The organism is Isoptericola variabilis (assembly GCF_050311655.1).
In the GTDB taxonomy this organism is placed as follows: domain Bacteria; phylum Actinomycetota; class Actinomycetes; order Actinomycetales; family Cellulomonadaceae; genus Isoptericola; species Isoptericola variabilis.
Map to the genome: position 1 here is coordinate 150,365 of NZ_JBNOZM010000007.1, position 17,217 is coordinate 167,581.

Sequence of the window (17,217 nt, forward strand, 5' to 3'; positions counted from 1 at the left end):
GGTCGGAAGGGCGGGGCGTCAGCCGGGCGTCGTCGCCGGGACGCCGGCACGCGGGTAGGCGCGGGTCTTCTCCGACGTGCCCATCCCCCAGCGCACGGCGCGGGTCGCGACGGTGCCCGCCGGGGCGCCGAGGGTGCGGCGGAACCAGGTGTCCACGCCCAGCGCGTCGCGCGCCCACGCCGGCAGCGTCGACACGGCGCCGGCGGCGAGCAGCGCGTACGGCGGGCGGGCCGGGCGCGGCAGCGGGGGCTCGCGCAGCAGGAACCGCACCGTGTCGAGCGCGGCCTCGGACGCCTCCAGCTCGGGCCGGTACGCCTCGATCGTCTCGCCCAGCTCGGCCACCGTCTCCGGCACGACGACGGCGCCCAGCGCCCGCGCGACCCGCGCCGCCTGCGCCACGTACTCGTCGGCTTCACCGGCAGTGAGCGGCCGCTCCCCGAACCGCTGGTGCGCGGTGAGGAACGAGTCCGCCTCCGCGGCGTGCACCCAGGTGAGCAGGTGCGGGTCGCCCGCGCGGTACGGCCGCCCGTCCGGGGCCTTGCCGCGCACGCGGTCGTGCACCGACCGGACGCGGTCGATCATCGCCTGCGCGTCGTCGGCCGTGCCGAACGTCGTCGTCGCGATGAACGTCGCCGTCCGCTCCAGCCGGCCCCACGGGTCGCCGCGATACCCCGAGTGCCCCGCCACGCCCGCCATCGCCAGCGGGTGCAACGACTGCAGCAGCAGCGCCCGCAGCCCGCCCACGAACATCGACGCGTCGGCGTGCACCCGCCCGACCGGGCTGTCCGGCGCGAACCACCGCGGCCCCGGCGTCAGGTGGATCCGGTCGCGCGACGCCTCCGCCTCCGGGCCCGCGACCTTCTCGAACAGCACGTCCCCCAGCCGCAGCCGGAGCCGCTCCACCGGGTTCGTCGCCGTCGTCATGCCGCCAGTATCCGCTCACACGTCCATCGGCGTGAGCACGGCGATGCGCCACCCGTCGTCCGTGCGGACGAGCTGGTACACGAACCGCTCCGTCCCGTCGTCGGCGCCCTCGTGCTGCCACGTCACGTCGGCCCAGACGCTGTGCGCCGTGGCGGCCACGACCCGCACGTCCGACGCCATGCCGGTGACGCCCTCGTACTGGCTCCACGACGACCCGAAGAACTGCTCCGTCTGCGCGCGGCTCGTCACCGGCAGCGACTGCCCGGGGAACAGGATCAGCGCCGGCACCGCGTAGAGATCGGCGACCGCCGTCTCGTCGCGGTCCAGCAACGCCTGCCGGTAGCGGTCGAAGAACTCTGCGGCCACGGTGTCCGGTGCGTCCGTGGGGTCGGTGGTCATGGCGTCCGCCTCCTCGCGGCGTTCTCGGTCGACAGGTCGACCGTACGCGCGGCCCCGGACAGGAACTTCTGCCCGCCTGACGTCGGTCCGGGAGGGGCGTCCCGGCGCTGGCTACGCTCGCGCCATGAGGAGAACCCGACCCGCTCGGTCCAGGAGCCAGGACGTCTGGACGTTCCTGGCCACGATCGTCGGGATTCTTGCTGTGGCCGGCGCGTTCGTCGTCGCGCTGCCCTTCTTGACGTCCCTCGCCGCCGACCTGTGACACGTCGGCCCGGCGGAGCAGCAGTGAGTTTCGCCGCGGCCGACGGTCACCATCGACACGCGGCACGTCCGGCCGGGCGGTCGCACCGATGACGTCAGGAGGCCCACCATGTTGAGACCGGTCGCAAGCGGTGTGTGGGCACACCAGAGCGAGCTGCTCCGTAACAACGCCGTCGTCGTCCAGGGGCGGAGCGGCGTTCTCCTCGTCGACCCCGGACTCACGGGCGACGAGCTGGCGTGCCTGGCGGACGATCTGCGCGACCTGGGCCAGCACGTGGTGGCGGCCTTCGCGACGCACCCCGACTGGGACCACGTGCTCTGGCACCCTGCGCTCGGCGACGCGCCCCGGTACGGCACCGCGCGCTGCGCGGACGTCCTGCACCGCCTGCTGTCGGCCCCGGACTGGAGGGCTCGCGTCGCCGAGGGCCTGCCGCCGGAGATCGCCGGGGAGGTGCCGCTCGACGCGTTCGGCCTCGTCGTCGGGCTGCCGGCCGGGGCGACCCGGCTTCCGTGGGACGGCCCGCCCGTCCGGGTCGTCGAGCACCCGGCGCACTCCCCGGGCCACGCGGCGCTGCTGATCGAGGAAGCCCGGGTCCTCGCGGCCGGCGACATGCTCTCGGACGTGTTCGTCCCCATGCTCGACGAGTTCGACGACACGAACGACCCGGTCAGCGACTACCTTCGCGGGCTGGACCTCCTGGAGCAGGCCGCCGGCGACGCCGTCGCCGTGGTCCCCGGGCACGGCTCGGTCGGCGGGGCCGACGAGCTGCGCGCGCGGATCGCGCAGGACCGCGCGTACCTGGACGCCCTGCGGGAGGGCAGGCCGCCGGACGACCCGAGGATCGGCCCGTCGGCCGAGCCCGGCTGGGAGTGGGTGAGCGACATCCACGAGGGTCAGGCCCAGAGCGTCGCCCGTCGGCGCGAGGCCGCCGGGACGGACTAGCGTGCCGCGGCGTGCGTCGTCACGGCGCCCTCCGTCGCGCCGTCGAGATGGCGCACGATCCGGTTGACGGCGTCGCGGCCGGCACGGTTGGCGCCGATGGTGGACGCGGACGGCCCGTAGCCGATGAGGTGCACGCGCGGCTCGCCGTCGACCTGGGTGCCGTCCATGCGGATGCCACCGCCGGCGGCGCGCAGGTGCAGCGGCCGCAGGTGGTCGAGGGCGGCGCGAAATCCGGTGTTCCAGAAGATGACGTCCACGGGGAGGGTCTCGCCGTCGGCGGTGACGACGCCGTCGGGCACGATGCGCGTGAACATGGGCCGCCGGTGGAGCACGCCGCGCGCCTCGGCGGCCAGCAGCGACGGCGTCTTGATGAGGCCGGTGACGGACACGACGCTCAGCGGCGGCAGCCCCTCGCGGACCCGGTCGGCGACCATCGCCACGGCGCGCGACCCGTCCTCCGGCTCGAAGGAGTCACGCCACACCGGCTCGCGGCGCGTGAACCAGAACGTCCGCGCCACGTGCGAGACCTCCTCCAGGAGCTGCACGGCGGAGATCCCTCCGCCGACGACCGCGACGCGCTGCCCGGCGAAGTCCTCCGCCCGTACGTAGTCGGCGGTGTGCAGCTGGCGGCCGCGGAACGTCTCCTGCCCCGGGTAGGCCGGCCAGAACGGCTTCGACCACGTGCCCGTCGCGTTGACGATCGCCCGCGCGACGACGACCCCGGACCGGTCGCCGCCCTCCCACCGGACGAGGAGGCCGCCGTCGCCGGCCTCCTCGACGCGGCGCACGCGCACCGGCCGGACGACGGCGAGGCCGAGCTCGTGCTCGTAGTCGCCGAAGTAGGCGGGCAGCACGTCGACGCTCGCCGCCTCGGGCTCGACGTCGGGCTGCTCGATGCCGGGCAGGTCGTGGATGCCGTTCACCGTGCTCATCCGCAGCGAGCGCCACCGGTGCCGCCACGCCCCGCCGGGCCCGTCCTCGGCGTCGAGGACGACGTACGTGCGCCCGCCGGACGCCGCACCGACCGCGGGCACGAACCCGCGCCGCCGCAGGTGGTACGCCGCCGACAGGCCCGTCTGCCCCGCGCCGATCACGACGACGTCCGCGGCGTGCGGCATGGCCTCGGTCGTCGTCATGCCTGCGGCAACACCGCCCGCGACGGTGGGCTTCCGGTGGTGCGTGTGGTCTCGCGCACCTCAGGGCCGTGTCGCCGGCGGGAGCTAGCGTCACGAGGCATGACCTACGCCAACGTCGGCACGCTGGGTGCCGCCCCCGGGAAGCGCGACGCGCTGGTCGCTCACCTCACGCAGCGCAGCGCGGAGCTCGCGGAGGCGGGGTGCCTCCTCTACGAGGTGGGCGTCAACGACGACCACCCGGACACGGTGTTCGTCGCCGAGCTGTGGACGTCGGCGGAGGCACACCGGGCGTCGCTGCAGCTCCCGGCCGTCCAGGCCTCCATCGCGGCGGCCCGCCCTCTGCTGTCGGGAGAGTTCGGCGGCTTCCGCTTCACGGTCGTCGGCTCGCCGCTGCGAGACTGACGCCCGGCGGACCGCAGGAGTCGGGCCGCAGCTCGATACGACACCGGGAGCCCCCTTGCCACGAGTGCGACGGCTCGACGTCCTCGTCCCCGACCACGACGCGGCCCGCTGCGCGTTCGCGGGCGCCACCGCGCGTGTCGTCAGCGTCTATGGGCGCGCGATCGAGGAGCTCGGCCTAGTCGGCCCCGTGTCGTCGATCATGGTGGTGGCACAGCGCCCGGACCGCCTGGACGCGCGTGAGGAAGGCGTCGTCGTCCTCGTGGACTGCGACCGCCCCGACTCCTCCGAGATGGTGCGGGTCCGCGTGCCCGACGACGTCGCGGACGCGGCACCACCGGACGTGACCCGCCTTGTCGCGGACGTGCTCGACGGGGCGCTGGCGCGACTCGCGGTGGCACGAGGCTGGGACAGCGCGGCGCTCTCCGCCGCGCTGGAGCGCGCACGGGCCGGCGTGGAACCGTCCTCCCCGGCGCGACGCTGGACGGTCCGCGCCGAGGGTCGCGGCATCACGGCGCCCGAGCAGCCCCACGAGCTCACGGTCGTCGGGGGCGGTCCGGACGACGGGGTCCCGGCGGCCTACCACCGCGAGCTGGACCGCCTGCTCGATCGGTTCTCCGACGACGCGATGCAGGCCTGGTGGTCCGGCTCGCCGGTGCGGATCGGCCAGGTCTGGTACTGGTTCGACACGCAGCGCCCCGGCGTCCGCGTCACCGTCACGCGGAGCGCCACCGCCGCCATCCACCGGCCCGTCAGGAGCATCCAGGACGCCGACCCCGTGATGCTCGCCCGCGCCGACGTCCGCGCCCTGCTCGAGCGGCTGGCGAGCCGCCTCGACCTCCCGCCGGCGCCGCTGCTCCCCGCCGAGGGCCTCCGGTAAGAAGGTCCCGACGAGGACGTGGCGGCGGCCTGTACCGTCGGGGGCCATGACCCTCACGACGGACGGTGCACGCACCGCGACGGTGATCGGCGGCGGCATCGGCGGCCTGGCGTCGGGTGTGGCGCTGGCGCGGCACGGCTGGGACGTCACGGTGGTCGAGCGTGCGACGTCGCTGGACCCGGTGGGCGCGGGGATCGTCGTCGCGCCGAACGCGGTGCGGTCGCTGGACGCGCTCGGCGTGGGCGACGCGACGCGCGACCTGGCCGCGCTGCAGGGCGAGCTCGGGCTGCGCCGACCGGACGGCACGTGGCTGGTCCGCGGCCGCGCCGAGGGCGCGGAGTCGGTGTTCGGCGACCGCACGCTGATGCTGCATCGGGCGCAGCTGGTGGGGCTGCTCGAGGACGCGCTGCCGGCCGGGGCGCTGCGGCTCGGCGCGACCGCGACCGTCACCGACCCGGGCACGACCTCGCGGCCGGCGCGCGTCACGACGACCGACGGCGCGGGCACGACGACGGAGGCCGACGCGGACCTCGTCGTCGCGGCCGACGGCATCGACTCCGCGACACGCACCCGGTGGTGGCCGAGCGCCACGGCGCCGGTCTCGGGCGGGTCGACGGCGTGGCGGTTCGTGACACCCGCGGTGCCCGGCGTCGTCGGCTCCGAGATCTGGGGCCGCGGGATCGTCGCCGGGGTGATGCCCCTCGCGGACGGGCGCGTCTATGTGTACGTCTCCGTGGCCGACGCCGTCGGCGTCCCGCGCGACCTCGACGAGCTGCGCGCCCGCCTCGCCGACTGGCACGACCCGATCCCCGCCCTGCTCGCCTCCGTCGACGACGCCACCGCGCTGCGGCACGAGCTGCGACACCTGCCCGCCCCGCCGACGTCGCTCGCGACCGGCCGGGTCGCGCTGGTCGGCGACGCCGCGCACGCGATGCTGCCGAACCTCGGGCAGGGCGGGTGCCAGGCGCTCGAGGACGGGGTGGTGCTCGGCGTGCGCGTCCGCCCGGACGACGACGTCGCGGCTGCGCTGCTGCGCTGGTCCGCCGAGCGGCGGCCGCGCGTGGCCCGGGTCATGAGGCTGTCGGCGCGGATCTCCGGGCCGACCCTGTGGACGTCGCCCGCCGCCACGACCCTCCGCGACGCCGGGATGCGCGCCGTCGGCCGCTGGACGGAGGCGCTGGGCGCACGCGCCCTGCGGCCGGTGATGTCCTGGCAGCCGCCCGAGGGTTGACCGTCGAGGTCAGCCCGTCACGCCTGGGCGAAGAGCTCCGGCCTCTCGTCCTGGATGTGGGTGATGTCCTGCAGCACGACGCGCAGGTGCTCGCGCAGCTGGGCGACGGCTGCGGGGACGTCCCCGGCGGCGAGTGCGTCGACGACCGCGGCGTGCTGCGCGACGAGGTCGGCCATCTTGCCCCCCTCGGGCAGAGAGAGGCGCCGCGCGCGATCCATCTGCGCCTTGGCCGATGCGACGATGCGCCAGGCGGACTCGTGCCCGCACGCGCGCAGCAACAGCTGGTGGAACTCCTCGTCGAGGTCGAAGAAGCGGGAGGCGTCGCCGTCGTGGTCGGCCTCGCGCTGGCGCACGATCAGCGCCCGCAGCTCCGCCACGTCGCCCGCGCCGACGTTCTCACCGCCGAGCTCCAGGGACGAGCACTCGATGGCCTCGCGGACGAACTGGGCGGCGACGACGTCCTCGTAGCGGATGGGGCCGACGAAGCTGCCGCGCTGCGGGAACACCTCCACGAGCCCCTCCTCCGCGAGCAGGATGAGACTCTCCCGCACGGGGGTGCGGCTGACCCCGAGCCGCGTGCCGATCTCCGCCTCGGACAACGGCGCACCCGGAGCCAGCTCGAGGGCGATGATCTGCCGGCGGAGCCAGGTGTGGACGAGCCTGCGGGTGTTCTCCCCGCGGACCCGAGCGGTCAGGAGCGGCGACTGCGACGACATGGGCTGATTCTGCCTCACGACCGCGATCTCGTGTTCTAGCGCACTAGTATGCTAGCGTCGCGCCGATCCACTGCGAGGAGGCAGCAGCATGAGCGGCACCCCGGCCCGCACCGTCGACCCGAAGACGCTGCGCAAGACCGTCGGCGCCTCCGTGATCGGGACGATCGCGGAGTACTACGACTTCTTCATCTACGGCACGGCCTCCGCGCTCGTGTTCAACAAGATCTTCTTCCCCGAGACGGACCCGCTCGTCGGCACCCTCGCGGCGTTCTCGACGTATGCGGTCGGGTTCTTCGCCCGCCCCCTGGGCGGCCTGGTGTGGGGGCACATCGGCGACCGCCTCGGCCGGAAGAAGGCACTGGTCTTCACCCTCCTGCTCACAGGACTCGGCACGTTCGCCGTCGGCCTCATGCCGACCTACGAGCAGATCGGCCTCTGGGCGGCCGCCATCCTCGTGGTAGTCCGCCTCATCCAGGGCTTCGGCGTCGGCGGTGAGCAGGGCGGCGCCGTCCTGCTCACGGCGGAGGCCTCGCCGCGGGACCGCCGCGGCTTCTACGCGAGCTTCGTCCAGCTCGGCTCGCCGGTCGCGTATCTCATCCCGACGGCGCTCTTCGCGAGCCTGCAGCAGTGGATGGACCCGGACGCCTTCCTCGCCTGGGGCTGGCGCGTGCCCTTCCTCCTGTCGATCGTCGTCGTCGCCGTCGGCCTGTTCATCCGCTCCCGGGTCGACGAGTCCGAGACGTTCAAGGCCGCCCGGGAACGCAAGGCCGCGTCCCACGCCCCGCTGCGCCAGCTCTTCGCGCACCGTCGCCGCGAGGTGCTCGGCGGCTTCTTCGCCAAGTTCGTCGAGGCCGCGATGTTCCCCTTCTACACGATCTTCCTGGTCGCGTACGCGGACAACAACGGCTACGACTCGGGCCTCGTGCTCGAGGCGGTCATCATCGCGATCCTCGTGGAGATCGTCATGATCCCGGTGTGGGGCCGCCTGACCGACCTGATCGGGCGTCGCCCCCTCTTCCTCGGGTTCGCGGTGCTGAACCTGGTCCTCATCGTCCCGGCGTTCCTCGCCGTGCAGTCGGAGAACCTGGCCTTCATCGTCGCGCTGCTGGTTGCCGGCCTGGGCCTCGGACACTCCGGGACGTACGCCCCGCAGGCGTCGTTCTTCCCCGAGCTGTTCGACTCGTCGGTCCGCTACTCGGGGGTCTCGGTGGTCTGGCAGTTCGGCTCCATGGTCGCCTCCGGGCCGTTCACGGTGGTCGCGACGGCGCTCCTCGTCGCCGCCGACGGCGGGTTCTGGCTCGTGGCGGTCTACACGGCGGTGCTGGTCGTCTGCTCGATCGTCGCGCTGCTGCTCCTCCCCGAGACGGCGCCCGCCCGCCGCGGGGGCCAGGAGTACGCCGACTGGCCGCTCTTCGACGAGTCCCCTGCGGAGCCCGTGGCCCGACAGCGATAGCCCGCGCGGGGTTCCCCGGTCGCTGTCGTCCTACGCTGGCACAGTCCCCACGCCAGCTGACCGAGGAGCTGAGTCCCGCGTCTTCCGACCCCCGCCCCACGAAGGACGCTCCCAGCGCTGCTGCGCCCGAGGGACAGCTCCACCGGAGCCTGTCCCTGCGGCACCTCGTCGTCTACGGCCTGCTGTTCATCGGCCCGACCGCGCCGATGGGCACGTTCGGCGTGCTGGACGCCCGCAGCAACGGCGCGGTCGCGCTCGTCTTCCTCGTCGCGACCGTGGCGATGTCGTTCACCGCCTGGTCGTACGCGCGCATGTCCGTCGCCGTCCCGAAGGCGGGGTCGGTCTCGGCGTACGCGACCGCGGGCCTGGGGCGGCGGGCAGGGTTCATGGCCGGCTGGATGATCGGCCTGGACTACCTGTTCATCCCGAGCCTGGCGGCGCTGTTCACCGGCATCGCCAGCCACGCCCTGTTCCCCTCCGTGCCGGTCTGGGTGTTCACGACGGCGGCGGTGCTGCTGATCACGGCGCTGAACCTCGGCGGGGTCAAGCTCGCGGCGACGGTGGGGTTCGTCGCGCTGGCCGTGGAGATCGTGGTGCTCGCCGCCTTCTGCGTCGGCGCCGTCGTCGTCCTGGTGCACGACGGCCCGGCCCGGCCGTGGCTGTCTCCGCTGACCGGGCTCGACGGGTTCACGCTGGTCGGCACGCTCGGCGCGGTCTCGGTGGCGGCGCTCGCGTTCCTGGGGTTCGACGCGATCGCGACGTTCGCCGAGGAGAGCACCGGCTCGCCGCGGCAGATCGGCCGGGCCCTGATCTTCTGCCTCGTCCTCGCCGGGGCGCTCTTCGTGCTCCAGACGTACCTGGGGGCGCTCCTGACGACGGCGACCCCGACGGAGCTGGCGGCGAACCCCGACCAGCAGGGCACCATCTTCTACACCACGATCAGCGACCAGCTGGGGGCCTGGCTCGGCACGACCGTCACGACGGCGCGGGCGATCGGCCCCGTGCTCTCCGCGCTCGTCGCGCAGGCCGCGGTGAGCCGCCTCATGTACGGGATGGCGCGCGACGGGCAGCTCCCGGCCCGGCTGGGGGCCGTGAGCCCTCGGACCGGCGTGCCCCGGGTCGCGATCCTCGTCTCGGCGGTCGCGACGCTCGTCATCGCCGTGGTGGCGGCGATCAAGCCCGACGGCCTCGACCTGCTGTCCTCGATGGTCACCGTGGGAGCCCTCACGGCGTTCGTCTTCCTGCACGTCGCCGTCATCGGGTTCTACGTGGTCGGCCGGCGCACCGACCGTCCGGTGCTGCACACGGTCGTCCCCGTCGTCGGGCTGGCGATCGTCGTCGCCGTGCTCGTCCTCGCCAGCCACCTGGCCCTGGAGGTCGCGGCCGGATGGCTCGTCCTGGGTCTGGTGATCATGCTCGTGCGCACCAGGAGGCGCGGCCCGTCCGCCGTCGGCGAACCCGGAAATTGAGTCGGGGCGGCTCAAGTTGAACCGGTCAGCAGCCACTCACCCGAGGAGGACAGCATGACCACCACCCTGACCCGCACCCCGTTCGCCGACGCCTGGCTCCGCGACCTGTGGACGCCGCGCCTCGCGACCGAGGCTCCCGTGCCCGCCGCCGACGTGTACCGCGACGGCGAGGACCTCGTCGCCCGCCTCGACCTGCCGGGCGTGAACCCGGCCGAGGACGTCACCGTCGAGGTCGAGGGCCGCAAGCTCGTCGTGCGCGGCGAGCGCAAGGACCAGCGCTCGGAGGAGTCCGAGGGCCGGCGCATCTCGGAGGTCCGCTTCGGCGCCTTCCGCCGCGTCGTCACCCTGCCGAAGGCCGTGGACGGCGACGCCGTCACCGCGTCCTACGACGCGGGCGTCCTGACCGTCACCGTCGCCGGCGTCTTCGCCGGCACGACGCCGCAGCGCATCGAGGTCACCAGCGCCTGATCCCCAGGCACCGCCCGACGGCGCCCGGTTGCACCCGCGACCGGGCGCCGTCGTCGTCTCCCGCCGGCGCGCCGTCACGCCCGCGGCCCCCGCCTCGTCGTCACCGTGAGCAACCGATGACGGGCGACGGAGCGAGGAGAGACGAGATGTCCGAGACGACGCAGGTCGTGGTGGTGGGCGGCGGGTACGCCGGCGTGACGGCGGCGAACCGCCTGACGAAGCGGGACGACGTGGCGGTGACGCTGGTGAACCCCCGCCCGCAGTTCGTGGAGCGGATCCGGCTGCACCAGCGGGTCGCGGGGACGCACTCCGCCGTCGTCGACTACGCGAGCGTGCTGGCGGACGGAGTACGGCTGGAGGTCGCCACCGCCGAGCGGATCGACGCCGCCGGGCGACGGCTGGTGCTGGCCGACGGCGGCACGCTCGGCTACGACTACCTGGTCTACGCGGCCGGCAGCACCGGCGCGACGCCGACGGTCCCGGGCGCGGCCGAGCACGCCTTCCCCCTCACGAGCCTGGAGGAGGCCGACCGGCTCGTGCCCGCCCTCGCGGCGGCCGGCCCGGCGGCGCGGGTGACCGTGGTGGGGGCGGGGCCGTCCGGCATCGAGACGGCGTCCGAGCTGGCGGAGCAGGGCCACGCGGTGACGATGGTCTGCGGCGACCTACTCGGGCCGTACCTGCACCCGAACGGCCGGCGGGCCGTCACGGCGGCGCTCGCGCGCCTGGGGGTGGCGATCGTCGCCGGGCCGGGCGCCACGGTGACCGCGGTGACGGCGGACGCCGTGCAGCTCGCCGACGGCCGCGACCTGCCGAGCGACGTCACCGTCTGGACCGCGGGGTTCCGCGCGGCCGGCCTCGCCGCCCGCAGCGGGCTGTCCACCGACGACGCCGGCCGGCTGCGCACCGACGAGACGCTCACCAGCGTGGACGACGACCGCATCGTCGCCGCGGGCGACGCGGGCACGCCGTCGGGCCTGGCCTACCGGATGAGCTGCCAGGCCGCAGGGCAGCTCGGCGCCGCGGCCGGCGACACCGTGCTCGCCCGGCTCGCCGGGCGCGAGCCGCGGCCGGCGACCGTCGGCTTCGTCGGTCAGTGCCTCAGCCTGGGGCGCGGCGACGGGCTGTTCCAGTTCGCCGGGCGCGGCGACGTCCCGGTCCGCGCGTTCCTCGGCGGCCGGCGGGGGTCCCGCGCCGGGGCGTGGCTCAAGGAGCTCATCTGCCGCAGCACCGTGCTGCAGCTGACCTGGGAGGCACGCCGGCCGGGGCTGATCCGCTACCCGGCCTTCATCGGCGACCCGCGCCGGCCGGCCGCGCTGCGCGACCGGCAGCAGGAGACCGTGCATGACACCGTGCAGGACACCATGCAGGAGACGACGGCGCCCGACGTCGTCCCCGCGGCCTCGGCGTAGTCCCGCCGAGCACGGCCGAGCCCCGGTGGCGGTCCACCGGGGCTCGGCCGTGCTCGTCGCGAGCGGGGCGGTCAGCCGACGCGCCGCCGGTACGCGGCGACGGCGAGGGCGTAGCCGACGACGAGGATGCCGACGAGCCAGGCGAGGGCGACCCAGATGTCGTTGCCGACGGGCTGCTCGGCGAACAGGGCCCGCACGGTGTCGACCACCGACGTCACCGGCTGGTTCTCCGCGAACCAGGCCACCGGGCCGGGCATCGTGTCCGTCGGAACGAACGCCGAGCTGATGAACGGCAGGAAGATCAGCGGGTAGCTGAAGGCGCTCGCGCCGTCCACGGTCTTCGCGGAGAGCCCGGCGAGCACGGCGAGCCAGGTCAGCGCCAGCGTGAACAGGGCCAGGATCCCGGCCACCGCCAGCCACGCCCCGAACGAGGCCCCGGTGCGGAAGCCCATGAGGAAAGCGACCGCGACGACCAGCGCGACCGACACGAGGTTCGCCACGACCGACGTCAGCACGTGCGCCCACAGGACGCTCGACCGGGCGATCGGCATGGACTGGAACCGGTCGACGATCCCGCCCTGCAGGTCGAGGAACAGCCGGTACGACGTGTACGCGACCCCCGACGCGATGGTGATGAGCAGGATGCCGGGCAGCATGTAGTTGATGTACGACTCGTCCGTGCCGAGGTTGATGGCCCCGCCGAAGACGTAGACGAACAGCAGCATGATGGCGATCGGCGTGACCGCCGTCGTGATGATGGTGTCGGGGCTGCGCAGCACGTGGCGCAGGGAGCGGCCGGTGAGCACACCGGTGTCGCTGAGGGCGTGGGTGGTCATCGCGATTCCTTTCCGGTGGCGTCCTCGTTCGCGGGGGTACCGACGAGGGCGAGGAAGACGTCTTCGAGGGACGGCTGCTTCTCGACGTACTCGACCTCCGCCGGCGGCAGGAGCCGCTTGAGCTCGTCGAGGGTGCCGTTCTGGATGATGGTGCCGCGGTGCAGGATCGCGATGCGGTCCGCGAGCTGCTCCGCCTCGTCGAGGTACTGCGTGGTCAGCAGCACCGTGGTGCCGTTGTCGGCGAGCGACTTGACGGTCTTCCACACGTCGATCCGCGCCTGCGGGTCGAGGCCGGTGGTGGGCTCGTCGAGGAACACGATCGGCGGGTCGCCGATGAGGCTCATGGCGATGTCGAGACGACGCCGCATGCCGCCGGAGTACGTCCCCGCGCGGCGGTCGCCGGCCTCGGTGAGCGAGAACCGGGCGAGCAGGTCGTCGGCGATCGCGCCGGCGTCGGGCAGGTGGCGCAGCTTCGCGACGAGCACGAGGTTCTCCCGGCCCGTCAGGACCTCGTCGACGGCGGCGAACTGGCCGGTGAGGCTGATCGACCGGCGCACGTCGCCGGGCTTCGCCGCGACGTCGTACCCGTGCACGGTGGCCGTGCCCGCGTCGGCCTTGAGCAGGGTCGACAGGATCCGCACGAGGGTGGTCTTGCCGGCCCCGTTGGAGCCGAGGAGGGCGAAGATGCTCCCCGGGGCGACGTCGAGGTCGACGCCGCGCAGCACGTGCAGCTCGCCGAACGACTTCTCGACGCCCTGCACCCGGATCGCGGGCCCCGAGGTCGATGCCGTGGTCTGTGGCGTGGTCATGTCCGTTGCTCCGATTCCTGGGTGGTCGTTCACGGCCGGCGGACGACGACGTCGCCGTAGCCGGTGCTGGCGTGGATCTCGGCCGTGGCCTCGTCGTCGACGGGGCCCTCGGCCGGGGTGAGCTGGTTGCGGACGCTCCCGTGCTCGGACGCGGCGTCCAGGTAGGCGGCGGTGCCCTCGGGCACCCCCACCTCGATGGAGCCGTAGGAGGTGGTGAGCCGGACGAGACCGGACTCGAGGTTGTTCACGCGGATGCCGCCGTGGGCGGACCGGGCGGTGAGGGTGCCGCGCACCCGGCTGACGAGGATGTCGCCGTTCGCGCCGTGGATCTCCAGGGAGCCGGCGACGTCACCGATGGCGGTGGTGCCGTTGCTCGCGCGGACCACGCCCTCGCCGGCCAGCTCGTCCACGCGGACGGAGCCTGCGGTCACCTTGAGGTTCACCGGACCGGTGGCGCGGCCGACCGTCACCGACCCGGCGGTGACCTTGGCGTCCAGGCGGTCGACCTGGTCGATGCGGAGGTCCCCGGCGGACGTCGTGACGTCGATGTCGCCGAAGCTCCCCTCGGAGTAGAGCGTGCCGGGCTTGCCGCGCAGGCTGGTGCCCGTGGGCGCCTCGATCGTGATGTCGGCGGTGCCGGCCGCGAACGGCAGCACCCACTGCTTCCACGATCCCGGGTAGGTGATCGAGATCGTCTCGCCGTCGCGGTCGACGCGGACCTCCTCGGCGGCGCGCACCGAGCCGGACTTGCCGGGCGTGGTGGGCAGCACGGTCACGACGACGTCGTCCCGCTCGGAGGCGACCACGTGCAGGTTGGCGAAGGGCACGTCCACGACGATCGGGACGGGCTGGGTGACGGGGAAAGTGGGCATGACGGGGCTCCAACAGTGGTGTCGGTGTGGTGTCAGGGGGGTCGGTGTGGCGGGGCGCCGTGGTGTCGCGGAGGGATCAGCGCATCCAGCCGGTGACGCGGACCGAGCCGCGCTGTTCCGGGGCGGCCTGCGCGGCCGGGCGCCCGGGGGCCTGCCCGAGCGCGGCGGCGACCGCCCGCACGAGCCACGTGTTCACGGAGACGCCGTCGCGGGCGGCGGCGGTCTCGACCTGCGTCTTGAGGTGGTCCGGCAGACGCAGGGTGGTGCGGGTGGTGGAGCCACCCTCGAGGTCGACGCTCACCGAGAATCCGGGGCCGTTCGCCTCCAGGGTCGGGCCCGATGTCGGCGCGGTCGGCTCGGCCGACGCAGTCGGTGCGCTGACGACGAACTCGGGCGAGCCGCCGCGGAGCCGGATGTCGACCGAGCCGGGGGCCAGCTCGGCGGAGATCTCGCCCGCCGCGTCGGACAGCGCCTCGAGCAGCACGAGCCGGGCGGCGGCGTCGAGCGGGGCGGTCAGGCGGGAGGCCAGCTCCCGCGCCTCGTCCCCGCCGGCGGCGGCTGCGGTGCCGAGCTGCTGCTGCAGCTCGTCGACGTATCTCGTGAGGTCCATGGCTCCACTATGACACCATCGTGGTGTCACCGCAACCCCTCTGACGTCATTTCTGGTGTCAGAGTGGTGCAGGGTGGTGTCGGGTGCTGTCACTCGGGGGCGTCGTCGCAGGTCAGGGCTGGTGCTCGCGGAGGATGCGGACCGCACGAGGCCCGACACCATGGAGCGCGAGGAGCTCGGCGTCGGTCCGCGCGCCGACCTCGGCGAGGGTCGTGACACCAGCGCCGGCGAGCGCGCGCGTGGCCGGGCGCCCGATGGCGGCGGGCAGGTCGCCCACCTCCCCGGGCTCGGCCGCGTCGGCGGCGGCGACGACCGCGGCGAGGCGGCGCGGTGCGCGGGCGGACCAGGCCCGCCGCACCCAGTGGTTGAGCTGCTGCCCGTCCAGCGCGCCCAGCGGGAGCCGCGCCCCGAGGAGCGTCGCGCCGCGGGTCAGCGGCTCCGCCCCGGGGACGGCGGCGAGGGCCGCGTCGACGTCGTCCGGGGCGAGGTGCAGCTGGACGACGTCGTCCCGCGTCACCGACGCGAAGCCCTTGCCGCGCACGGTGAACGACACCATGCCGAAGTGCGTGCCCTCGGTCGTCTCCGGCAGGGCGAGGGCGGCCTGGCGCAGCTGGGCGACCGTCGTCATCCCGCCACCCTGCCACGGGCTAGCGTGGCGTCGTGACCAGATCCCCGCAGGGCCCCGAGACCTCCGCGCGCGGCGTGCGCCTGTTCGACGACGTCCGCCCGGACGAGACCGACCGCGCCTACCTGCCCGGCATGAGCAGCGCATGGAAGATGCCCTGGTACGACGTGCAGAGCTGGTGGCGCCGTGCCGGGCGGCTGCACCGCCGCACCGTCGAGCTCGCCGGGATCACCGCCGGACAGCGGGTGCTCGACGTCGGCTGCGGCACCGGCAACCTCTCCCTCGCCGTCCTGCGCGCGGTGCCGGACGCCGCGGTGACCGGCCTCGACCCGGACGGCGGCGCCCTGCGTCGCGCGGCCCGCAAGGCGCGACGCCGGCGGGTGGGGCGGCGCGGCGAGCGGCGGGGCTCGCTCACGCTCGTGCGCGGGTTCGCCGACCGGCTGCCCGCCGCCGACGGGACGGTCGACCACGTGCTCTCGTCGCTCGCCCTGCACCACGTGCCGATGGACGAGAAGCGCCGGTTCGCCGCCGAGCTCGCCCGCGTCCTGCGCCCCGGCGGCACGGTCACCATCGCGGACCTCGACGCGCCGGGGCACGGGCACGGGGACGGGCACGACGGGCACGGTCACGGGAACCACGGCCACGGCTACGGCCACGGCGGCCGCCGTCACGGCGGGCACCGCGAGATCGGGGCGAACCAGCACCGGGAGGACAACGCCGACGGCGGCATCCAGCGCCTGCTCACGGACGCCGGGCTGGTGGACGCGCGGGAGGTCGGGCGCGCGACGTTCATGGACACGCCGGTGATGTGGGTGCAGGCGCGCCGGCCCTGACCCGCCCGAGGCACCCGCGACCGGCTCAGGCCCTCCCGGCCTCGGCCTCCGCGGCGACGAACTCGGGCGGCGGGGCGAACTGCGAGAGCACGAGGTCGGCGCCGAACGGGTCGCGGATCGTCGCCTCCCGGGTCCACTCGGTGTCCTCGGTCGCGTGCACGACGGCGCCCCCGCGCTCGGCGGCCTCGGCGGCGGCGTCGCGGTCGGCCACCGCGAACACGACCGACCAGTGCGCCGGGCCGTCCCCGGGCAGGACGCCGGCGACGACGTCGGCGAACCCAGGCGGCACGAGCTCCTGCCGCTCGTGGATGCCGGGGTCCACGGTGCGGGCCAGGTGGTCGCCGTACCCGGGCAGGCGCGCCATGCCCGCGCCCAGGTCGTCGCTGCGCTCCCAGCCGAGCAGCGGCCCGTAGAACCGCAGCGCGGCGTCGACGTCGGGGGTGAGCAGGTTGCTGAAGTTCCACGTGCCGGGCTCGTTGACGCGCTGCGCCCCGACGCGCGTGCCGGCCTGCCAGAGCCGGCTGGGCGCGCCCTCCGGGTCGACGATGCGCGCCATCCACCCCGCGGCCTGCCCGGGCGGGCCCACCTGCTGCGGGGGCGAGCTCACCACCCCGCCCAGCTCGACGACGCGCGCCGCCGCCGCGGCGACGTCGTCCACGGCGAGGTACGTGTGCCACGCCGGCTCGCCGTCGTACCCCGGGTCGGGCGTGGCGACGGCGGCGATCGCCGTCGCGTCGGTGCCGTCCCACGACGCCACGACGTACCGCCCGGGCGCCCCCGGCGGCAGCTTCTCGGTGAACCGCCAGCCGAACAGCGCGCCGTAGAACGCGAGCGCCGCGTCGACGTCGTCGACCTCCAGGTCGATCCAGCTCGGGGTCCCGTGCGGGTACGTCCGCTGTGTCATCTCCCCAGGCTGCACCGACCCCCTGACACCACGCCCGCCG

General features: G+C 74.5%; 20 protein-coding genes. 10 read left to right on the top strand and 10 right to left on the bottom strand.

What is annotated here, in order from left to right; all coding sequences use genetic code 11:
• Nucleotides 1–18 precede the first annotated feature (18 nt).
• Both ACQP60_RS16105 and ACQP60_RS16110 read right to left on the bottom strand, forming a co-directional pair.
• Nucleotides 19–924, bottom strand: a complete 906-nt coding sequence (locus ACQP60_RS16105) for an oxygenase MpaB family protein (RefSeq protein WP_429734637.1) — start codon at nucleotides 922–924, stop codon at nucleotides 19–21.
• A gap of 15 nt (nucleotides 925–939) precedes the next feature.
• Nucleotides 940–1,323, bottom strand: coding sequence for a nuclear transport factor 2 family protein (locus ACQP60_RS16110; RefSeq protein ID WP_429734639.1), 384 nt, complete (start codon nucleotides 1,321–1,323; stop codon nucleotides 940–942).
• Between the two features lie 124 nt (nucleotides 1,324–1,447).
• On the opposite strand from ACQP60_RS16110, the gene ACQP60_RS16115 reads away from it, so the two are divergent.
• Nucleotides 1,448–1,585, top strand: a complete 138-nt coding sequence (locus tag ACQP60_RS16115) for a hypothetical protein (RefSeq protein WP_429734641.1) — start codon at nucleotides 1,448–1,450, stop codon at nucleotides 1,583–1,585.
• A 108-nt stretch (nucleotides 1,586–1,693) separates the two neighbouring features.
• Entirely contained in the window at nucleotides 1,694–2,527 is an 834-nt protein-coding gene (locus tag ACQP60_RS16120) for an MBL fold metallo-hydrolase (protein ID WP_429734643.1), read from the top strand.
• On the opposite strand, the gene ACQP60_RS16125 is transcribed toward ACQP60_RS16120, so the two are convergent.
• Nucleotides 2,524–3,663, bottom strand: a complete 1,140-nt coding sequence (locus ACQP60_RS16125; protein ID WP_429734645.1) for an NAD(P)-binding domain-containing protein — start codon at nucleotides 3,661–3,663, stop codon at nucleotides 2,524–2,526. The two genes, ACQP60_RS16120 and ACQP60_RS16125, sit on opposite strands and share 4 nt — an antisense overlap.
• Before the next feature lie 99 nt (nucleotides 3,664–3,762).
• Here ACQP60_RS16125 and ACQP60_RS16130 point away from each other — a divergent pair, with 99 nt between their 5' ends.
• From ACQP60_RS16130 to ACQP60_RS16140, 3 genes are read left to right on the top strand one after another with little or no spacing between them, the layout of a single operon-like run.
• On the top strand, nucleotides 3,763–4,065 hold the full coding sequence (locus tag ACQP60_RS16130; RefSeq protein WP_429734647.1) for a putative quinol monooxygenase: 303 nt from the start codon (nucleotides 3,763–3,765) through the stop codon (nucleotides 4,063–4,065).
• A 55-nt stretch (nucleotides 4,066–4,120) separates the two neighbouring features.
• The gene (locus tag ACQP60_RS16135; protein WP_429734649.1) at nucleotides 4,121–4,942 is read left to right on the top strand and encodes a hypothetical protein; all 822 of its coding nucleotides are present in this window, start codon (nucleotides 4,121–4,123) and stop codon (nucleotides 4,940–4,942) included.
• Nucleotides 4,943–4,988: 46 nt separating this feature from the next.
• On the top strand, nucleotides 4,989–6,173 hold the full coding sequence (locus tag ACQP60_RS16140) for an FAD-dependent oxidoreductase (RefSeq protein ID WP_429734651.1): 1,185 nt from the start codon (nucleotides 4,989–4,991) through the stop codon (nucleotides 6,171–6,173).
• A 17-nt stretch (nucleotides 6,174–6,190) separates the two neighbouring features.
• On the opposite strand, the gene ACQP60_RS16145 is transcribed toward ACQP60_RS16140, so the two are convergent.
• Nucleotides 6,191–6,889 carry a GntR family transcriptional regulator gene (locus tag ACQP60_RS16145; RefSeq protein ID WP_429734653.1) on the bottom strand — a complete coding sequence of 233 codons (699 nt, stop codon included), beginning with the start codon at nucleotides 6,887–6,889 and terminating at the stop codon, nucleotides 6,191–6,193.
• Between the two features lie 88 nt (nucleotides 6,890–6,977).
• Here ACQP60_RS16145 and ACQP60_RS16150 point away from each other — a divergent pair, with 88 nt between their 5' ends.
• The 4 genes from ACQP60_RS16150 (at nucleotide 6,978) to ACQP60_RS16165 (ending at nucleotide 11,688) form a co-directional block, all read left to right on the top strand.
• Nucleotides 6,978–8,342: an MFS transporter gene (locus tag ACQP60_RS16150; RefSeq protein WP_429734655.1), complete on the top strand. Its 1,365-nt coding sequence runs from the start codon at nucleotides 6,978–6,980 to the stop codon at nucleotides 8,340–8,342.
• A gap of 155 nt (nucleotides 8,343–8,497) precedes the next feature.
• On the top strand, nucleotides 8,498–9,811 hold the full coding sequence (locus tag ACQP60_RS16155) for an APC family permease (RefSeq protein ID WP_429734948.1): 1,314 nt from the start codon (nucleotides 8,498–8,500) through the stop codon (nucleotides 9,809–9,811).
• Nucleotides 9,812–9,865: 54 nt separating this feature from the next.
• Nucleotides 9,866–10,279, top strand: a complete 414-nt coding sequence (locus ACQP60_RS16160; RefSeq protein ID WP_429734657.1) for an Hsp20/alpha crystallin family protein — start codon at nucleotides 9,866–9,868, stop codon at nucleotides 10,277–10,279.
• A 146-nt stretch (nucleotides 10,280–10,425) separates the two neighbouring features.
• Nucleotides 10,426–11,688: an NAD(P)/FAD-dependent oxidoreductase gene (locus ACQP60_RS16165; protein ID WP_429734659.1), complete on the top strand. Its 1,263-nt coding sequence runs from the start codon at nucleotides 10,426–10,428 to the stop codon at nucleotides 11,686–11,688.
• A 71-nt stretch (nucleotides 11,689–11,759) separates the two neighbouring features.
• On the opposite strand, the gene ACQP60_RS16170 is transcribed toward ACQP60_RS16165, so the two are convergent.
• The 5 genes from ACQP60_RS16170 to ACQP60_RS16190 all read right to left on the bottom strand — a co-directional run bounded on the left by ACQP60_RS16170 (nucleotide 11,760) and on the right by ACQP60_RS16190 (nucleotide 15,443).
• Nucleotides 11,760–12,524: an ABC transporter permease gene (locus ACQP60_RS16170; protein WP_429734662.1), complete on the bottom strand. Its 765-nt coding sequence runs from the start codon at nucleotides 12,522–12,524 to the stop codon at nucleotides 11,760–11,762.
• Nucleotides 12,521–13,333, bottom strand: a complete 813-nt coding sequence (locus ACQP60_RS16175) for an ABC transporter ATP-binding protein (protein ID WP_429734665.1) — start codon at nucleotides 13,331–13,333, stop codon at nucleotides 12,521–12,523. Before ACQP60_RS16175 ends, ACQP60_RS16170 begins: the two co-directional genes overlap by 4 nt.
• A gap of 29 nt (nucleotides 13,334–13,362) precedes the next feature.
• Nucleotides 13,363–14,205: a DUF4097 family beta strand repeat-containing protein gene (locus tag ACQP60_RS16180; RefSeq protein ID WP_429734667.1), complete on the bottom strand. Its 843-nt coding sequence runs from the start codon at nucleotides 14,203–14,205 to the stop codon at nucleotides 13,363–13,365.
• A 76-nt stretch (nucleotides 14,206–14,281) separates the two neighbouring features.
• The gene (locus ACQP60_RS16185) at nucleotides 14,282–14,815 is read right to left on the bottom strand and encodes a histidine kinase (RefSeq protein ID WP_429734669.1); all 534 of its coding nucleotides are present in this window, start codon (nucleotides 14,813–14,815) and stop codon (nucleotides 14,282–14,284) included.
• A gap of 112 nt (nucleotides 14,816–14,927) precedes the next feature.
• Nucleotides 14,928–15,443, bottom strand: a complete 516-nt coding sequence (locus tag ACQP60_RS16190) for an MmcQ/YjbR family DNA-binding protein (protein WP_429734671.1) — start codon at nucleotides 15,441–15,443, stop codon at nucleotides 14,928–14,930.
• A gap of 32 nt (nucleotides 15,444–15,475) precedes the next feature.
• Between ACQP60_RS16190 and ACQP60_RS16195 the strand changes: the two genes are divergently transcribed.
• On the top strand, nucleotides 15,476–16,273 hold the full coding sequence (locus tag ACQP60_RS16195; RefSeq protein ID WP_429734673.1) for a class I SAM-dependent methyltransferase: 798 nt from the start codon (nucleotides 15,476–15,478) through the stop codon (nucleotides 16,271–16,273).
• Nucleotides 16,274–16,298: 25 nt separating this feature from the next.
• On the opposite strand, the gene ACQP60_RS16200 is transcribed toward ACQP60_RS16195, so the two are convergent.
• Entirely contained in the window at nucleotides 16,299–17,177 is an 879-nt protein-coding gene (locus ACQP60_RS16200; RefSeq protein ID WP_429734676.1) for a VOC family protein, read from the bottom strand.
• Nucleotides 17,178–17,217: the final 40 nt, after the last annotated feature.

Bases quoted from the DNA above. Each gene is read 5' to 3' on its own strand.
- ACQP60_RS16160 (WP_429734657.1), top strand. From the start codon at position 9,866: ATGACCACCACCCTGACCCGCACCCCGTTCGCCGACGCCTGGCTCCGC.
- ACQP60_RS16190 (WP_429734671.1), bottom strand. From the start codon at position 15,443: ATGACGACGGTCGCCCAGCTGCGCCAGGCCGCCCTCGCCCTGCCGGAG.
- ACQP60_RS16130 (WP_429734647.1), top strand. From the start codon at position 3,763: ATGACCTACGCCAACGTCGGCACGCTGGGTGCCGCCCCCGGGAAGCGC.
- ACQP60_RS16170 (WP_429734662.1), bottom strand. From the start codon at position 12,524: ATGACCACCCACGCCCTCAGCGACACCGGTGTGCTCACCGGCCGCTCC.
- ACQP60_RS16185 (WP_429734669.1), bottom strand. From the start codon at position 14,815: ATGGACCTCACGAGATACGTCGACGAGCTGCAGCAGCAGCTCGGCACC.
- ACQP60_RS16150 (WP_429734655.1), top strand. From the start codon at position 6,978: ATGAGCGGCACCCCGGCCCGCACCGTCGACCCGAAGACGCTGCGCAAG.
- ACQP60_RS16175 (WP_429734665.1), bottom strand. From the start codon at position 13,333: ATGACCACGCCACAGACCACGGCATCGACCTCGGGGCCCGCGATCCGG.
- ACQP60_RS16200 (WP_429734676.1), bottom strand. From the start codon at position 17,177: ATGACACAGCGGACGTACCCGCACGGGACCCCGAGCTGGATCGACCTG.
- ACQP60_RS16105 (WP_429734637.1), bottom strand. From the start codon at position 924: ATGACGACGGCGACGAACCCGGTGGAGCGGCTCCGGCTGCGGCTGGGG.
- ACQP60_RS16115 (WP_429734641.1), top strand. From the start codon at position 1,448: ATGAGGAGAACCCGACCCGCTCGGTCCAGGAGCCAGGACGTCTGGACG.
- ACQP60_RS16125 (WP_429734645.1), bottom strand. From the start codon at position 3,663: ATGACGACGACCGAGGCCATGCCGCACGCCGCGGACGTCGTCGTGATC.
- ACQP60_RS16145 (WP_429734653.1), bottom strand. From the start codon at position 6,889: ATGTCGTCGCAGTCGCCGCTCCTGACCGCTCGGGTCCGCGGGGAGAAC.
- ACQP60_RS16110 (WP_429734639.1), bottom strand. From the start codon at position 1,323: ATGACCACCGACCCCACGGACGCACCGGACACCGTGGCCGCAGAGTTC.
- ACQP60_RS16165 (WP_429734659.1), top strand. From the start codon at position 10,426: ATGTCCGAGACGACGCAGGTCGTGGTGGTGGGCGGCGGGTACGCCGGC.
- ACQP60_RS16120 (WP_429734643.1), top strand. From the start codon at position 1,694: ATGTTGAGACCGGTCGCAAGCGGTGTGTGGGCACACCAGAGCGAGCTG.
- ACQP60_RS16140 (WP_429734651.1), top strand. From the start codon at position 4,989: ATGACCCTCACGACGGACGGTGCACGCACCGCGACGGTGATCGGCGGC.
- ACQP60_RS16180 (WP_429734667.1), bottom strand. From the start codon at position 14,205: ATGCCCACTTTCCCCGTCACCCAGCCCGTCCCGATCGTCGTGGACGTG.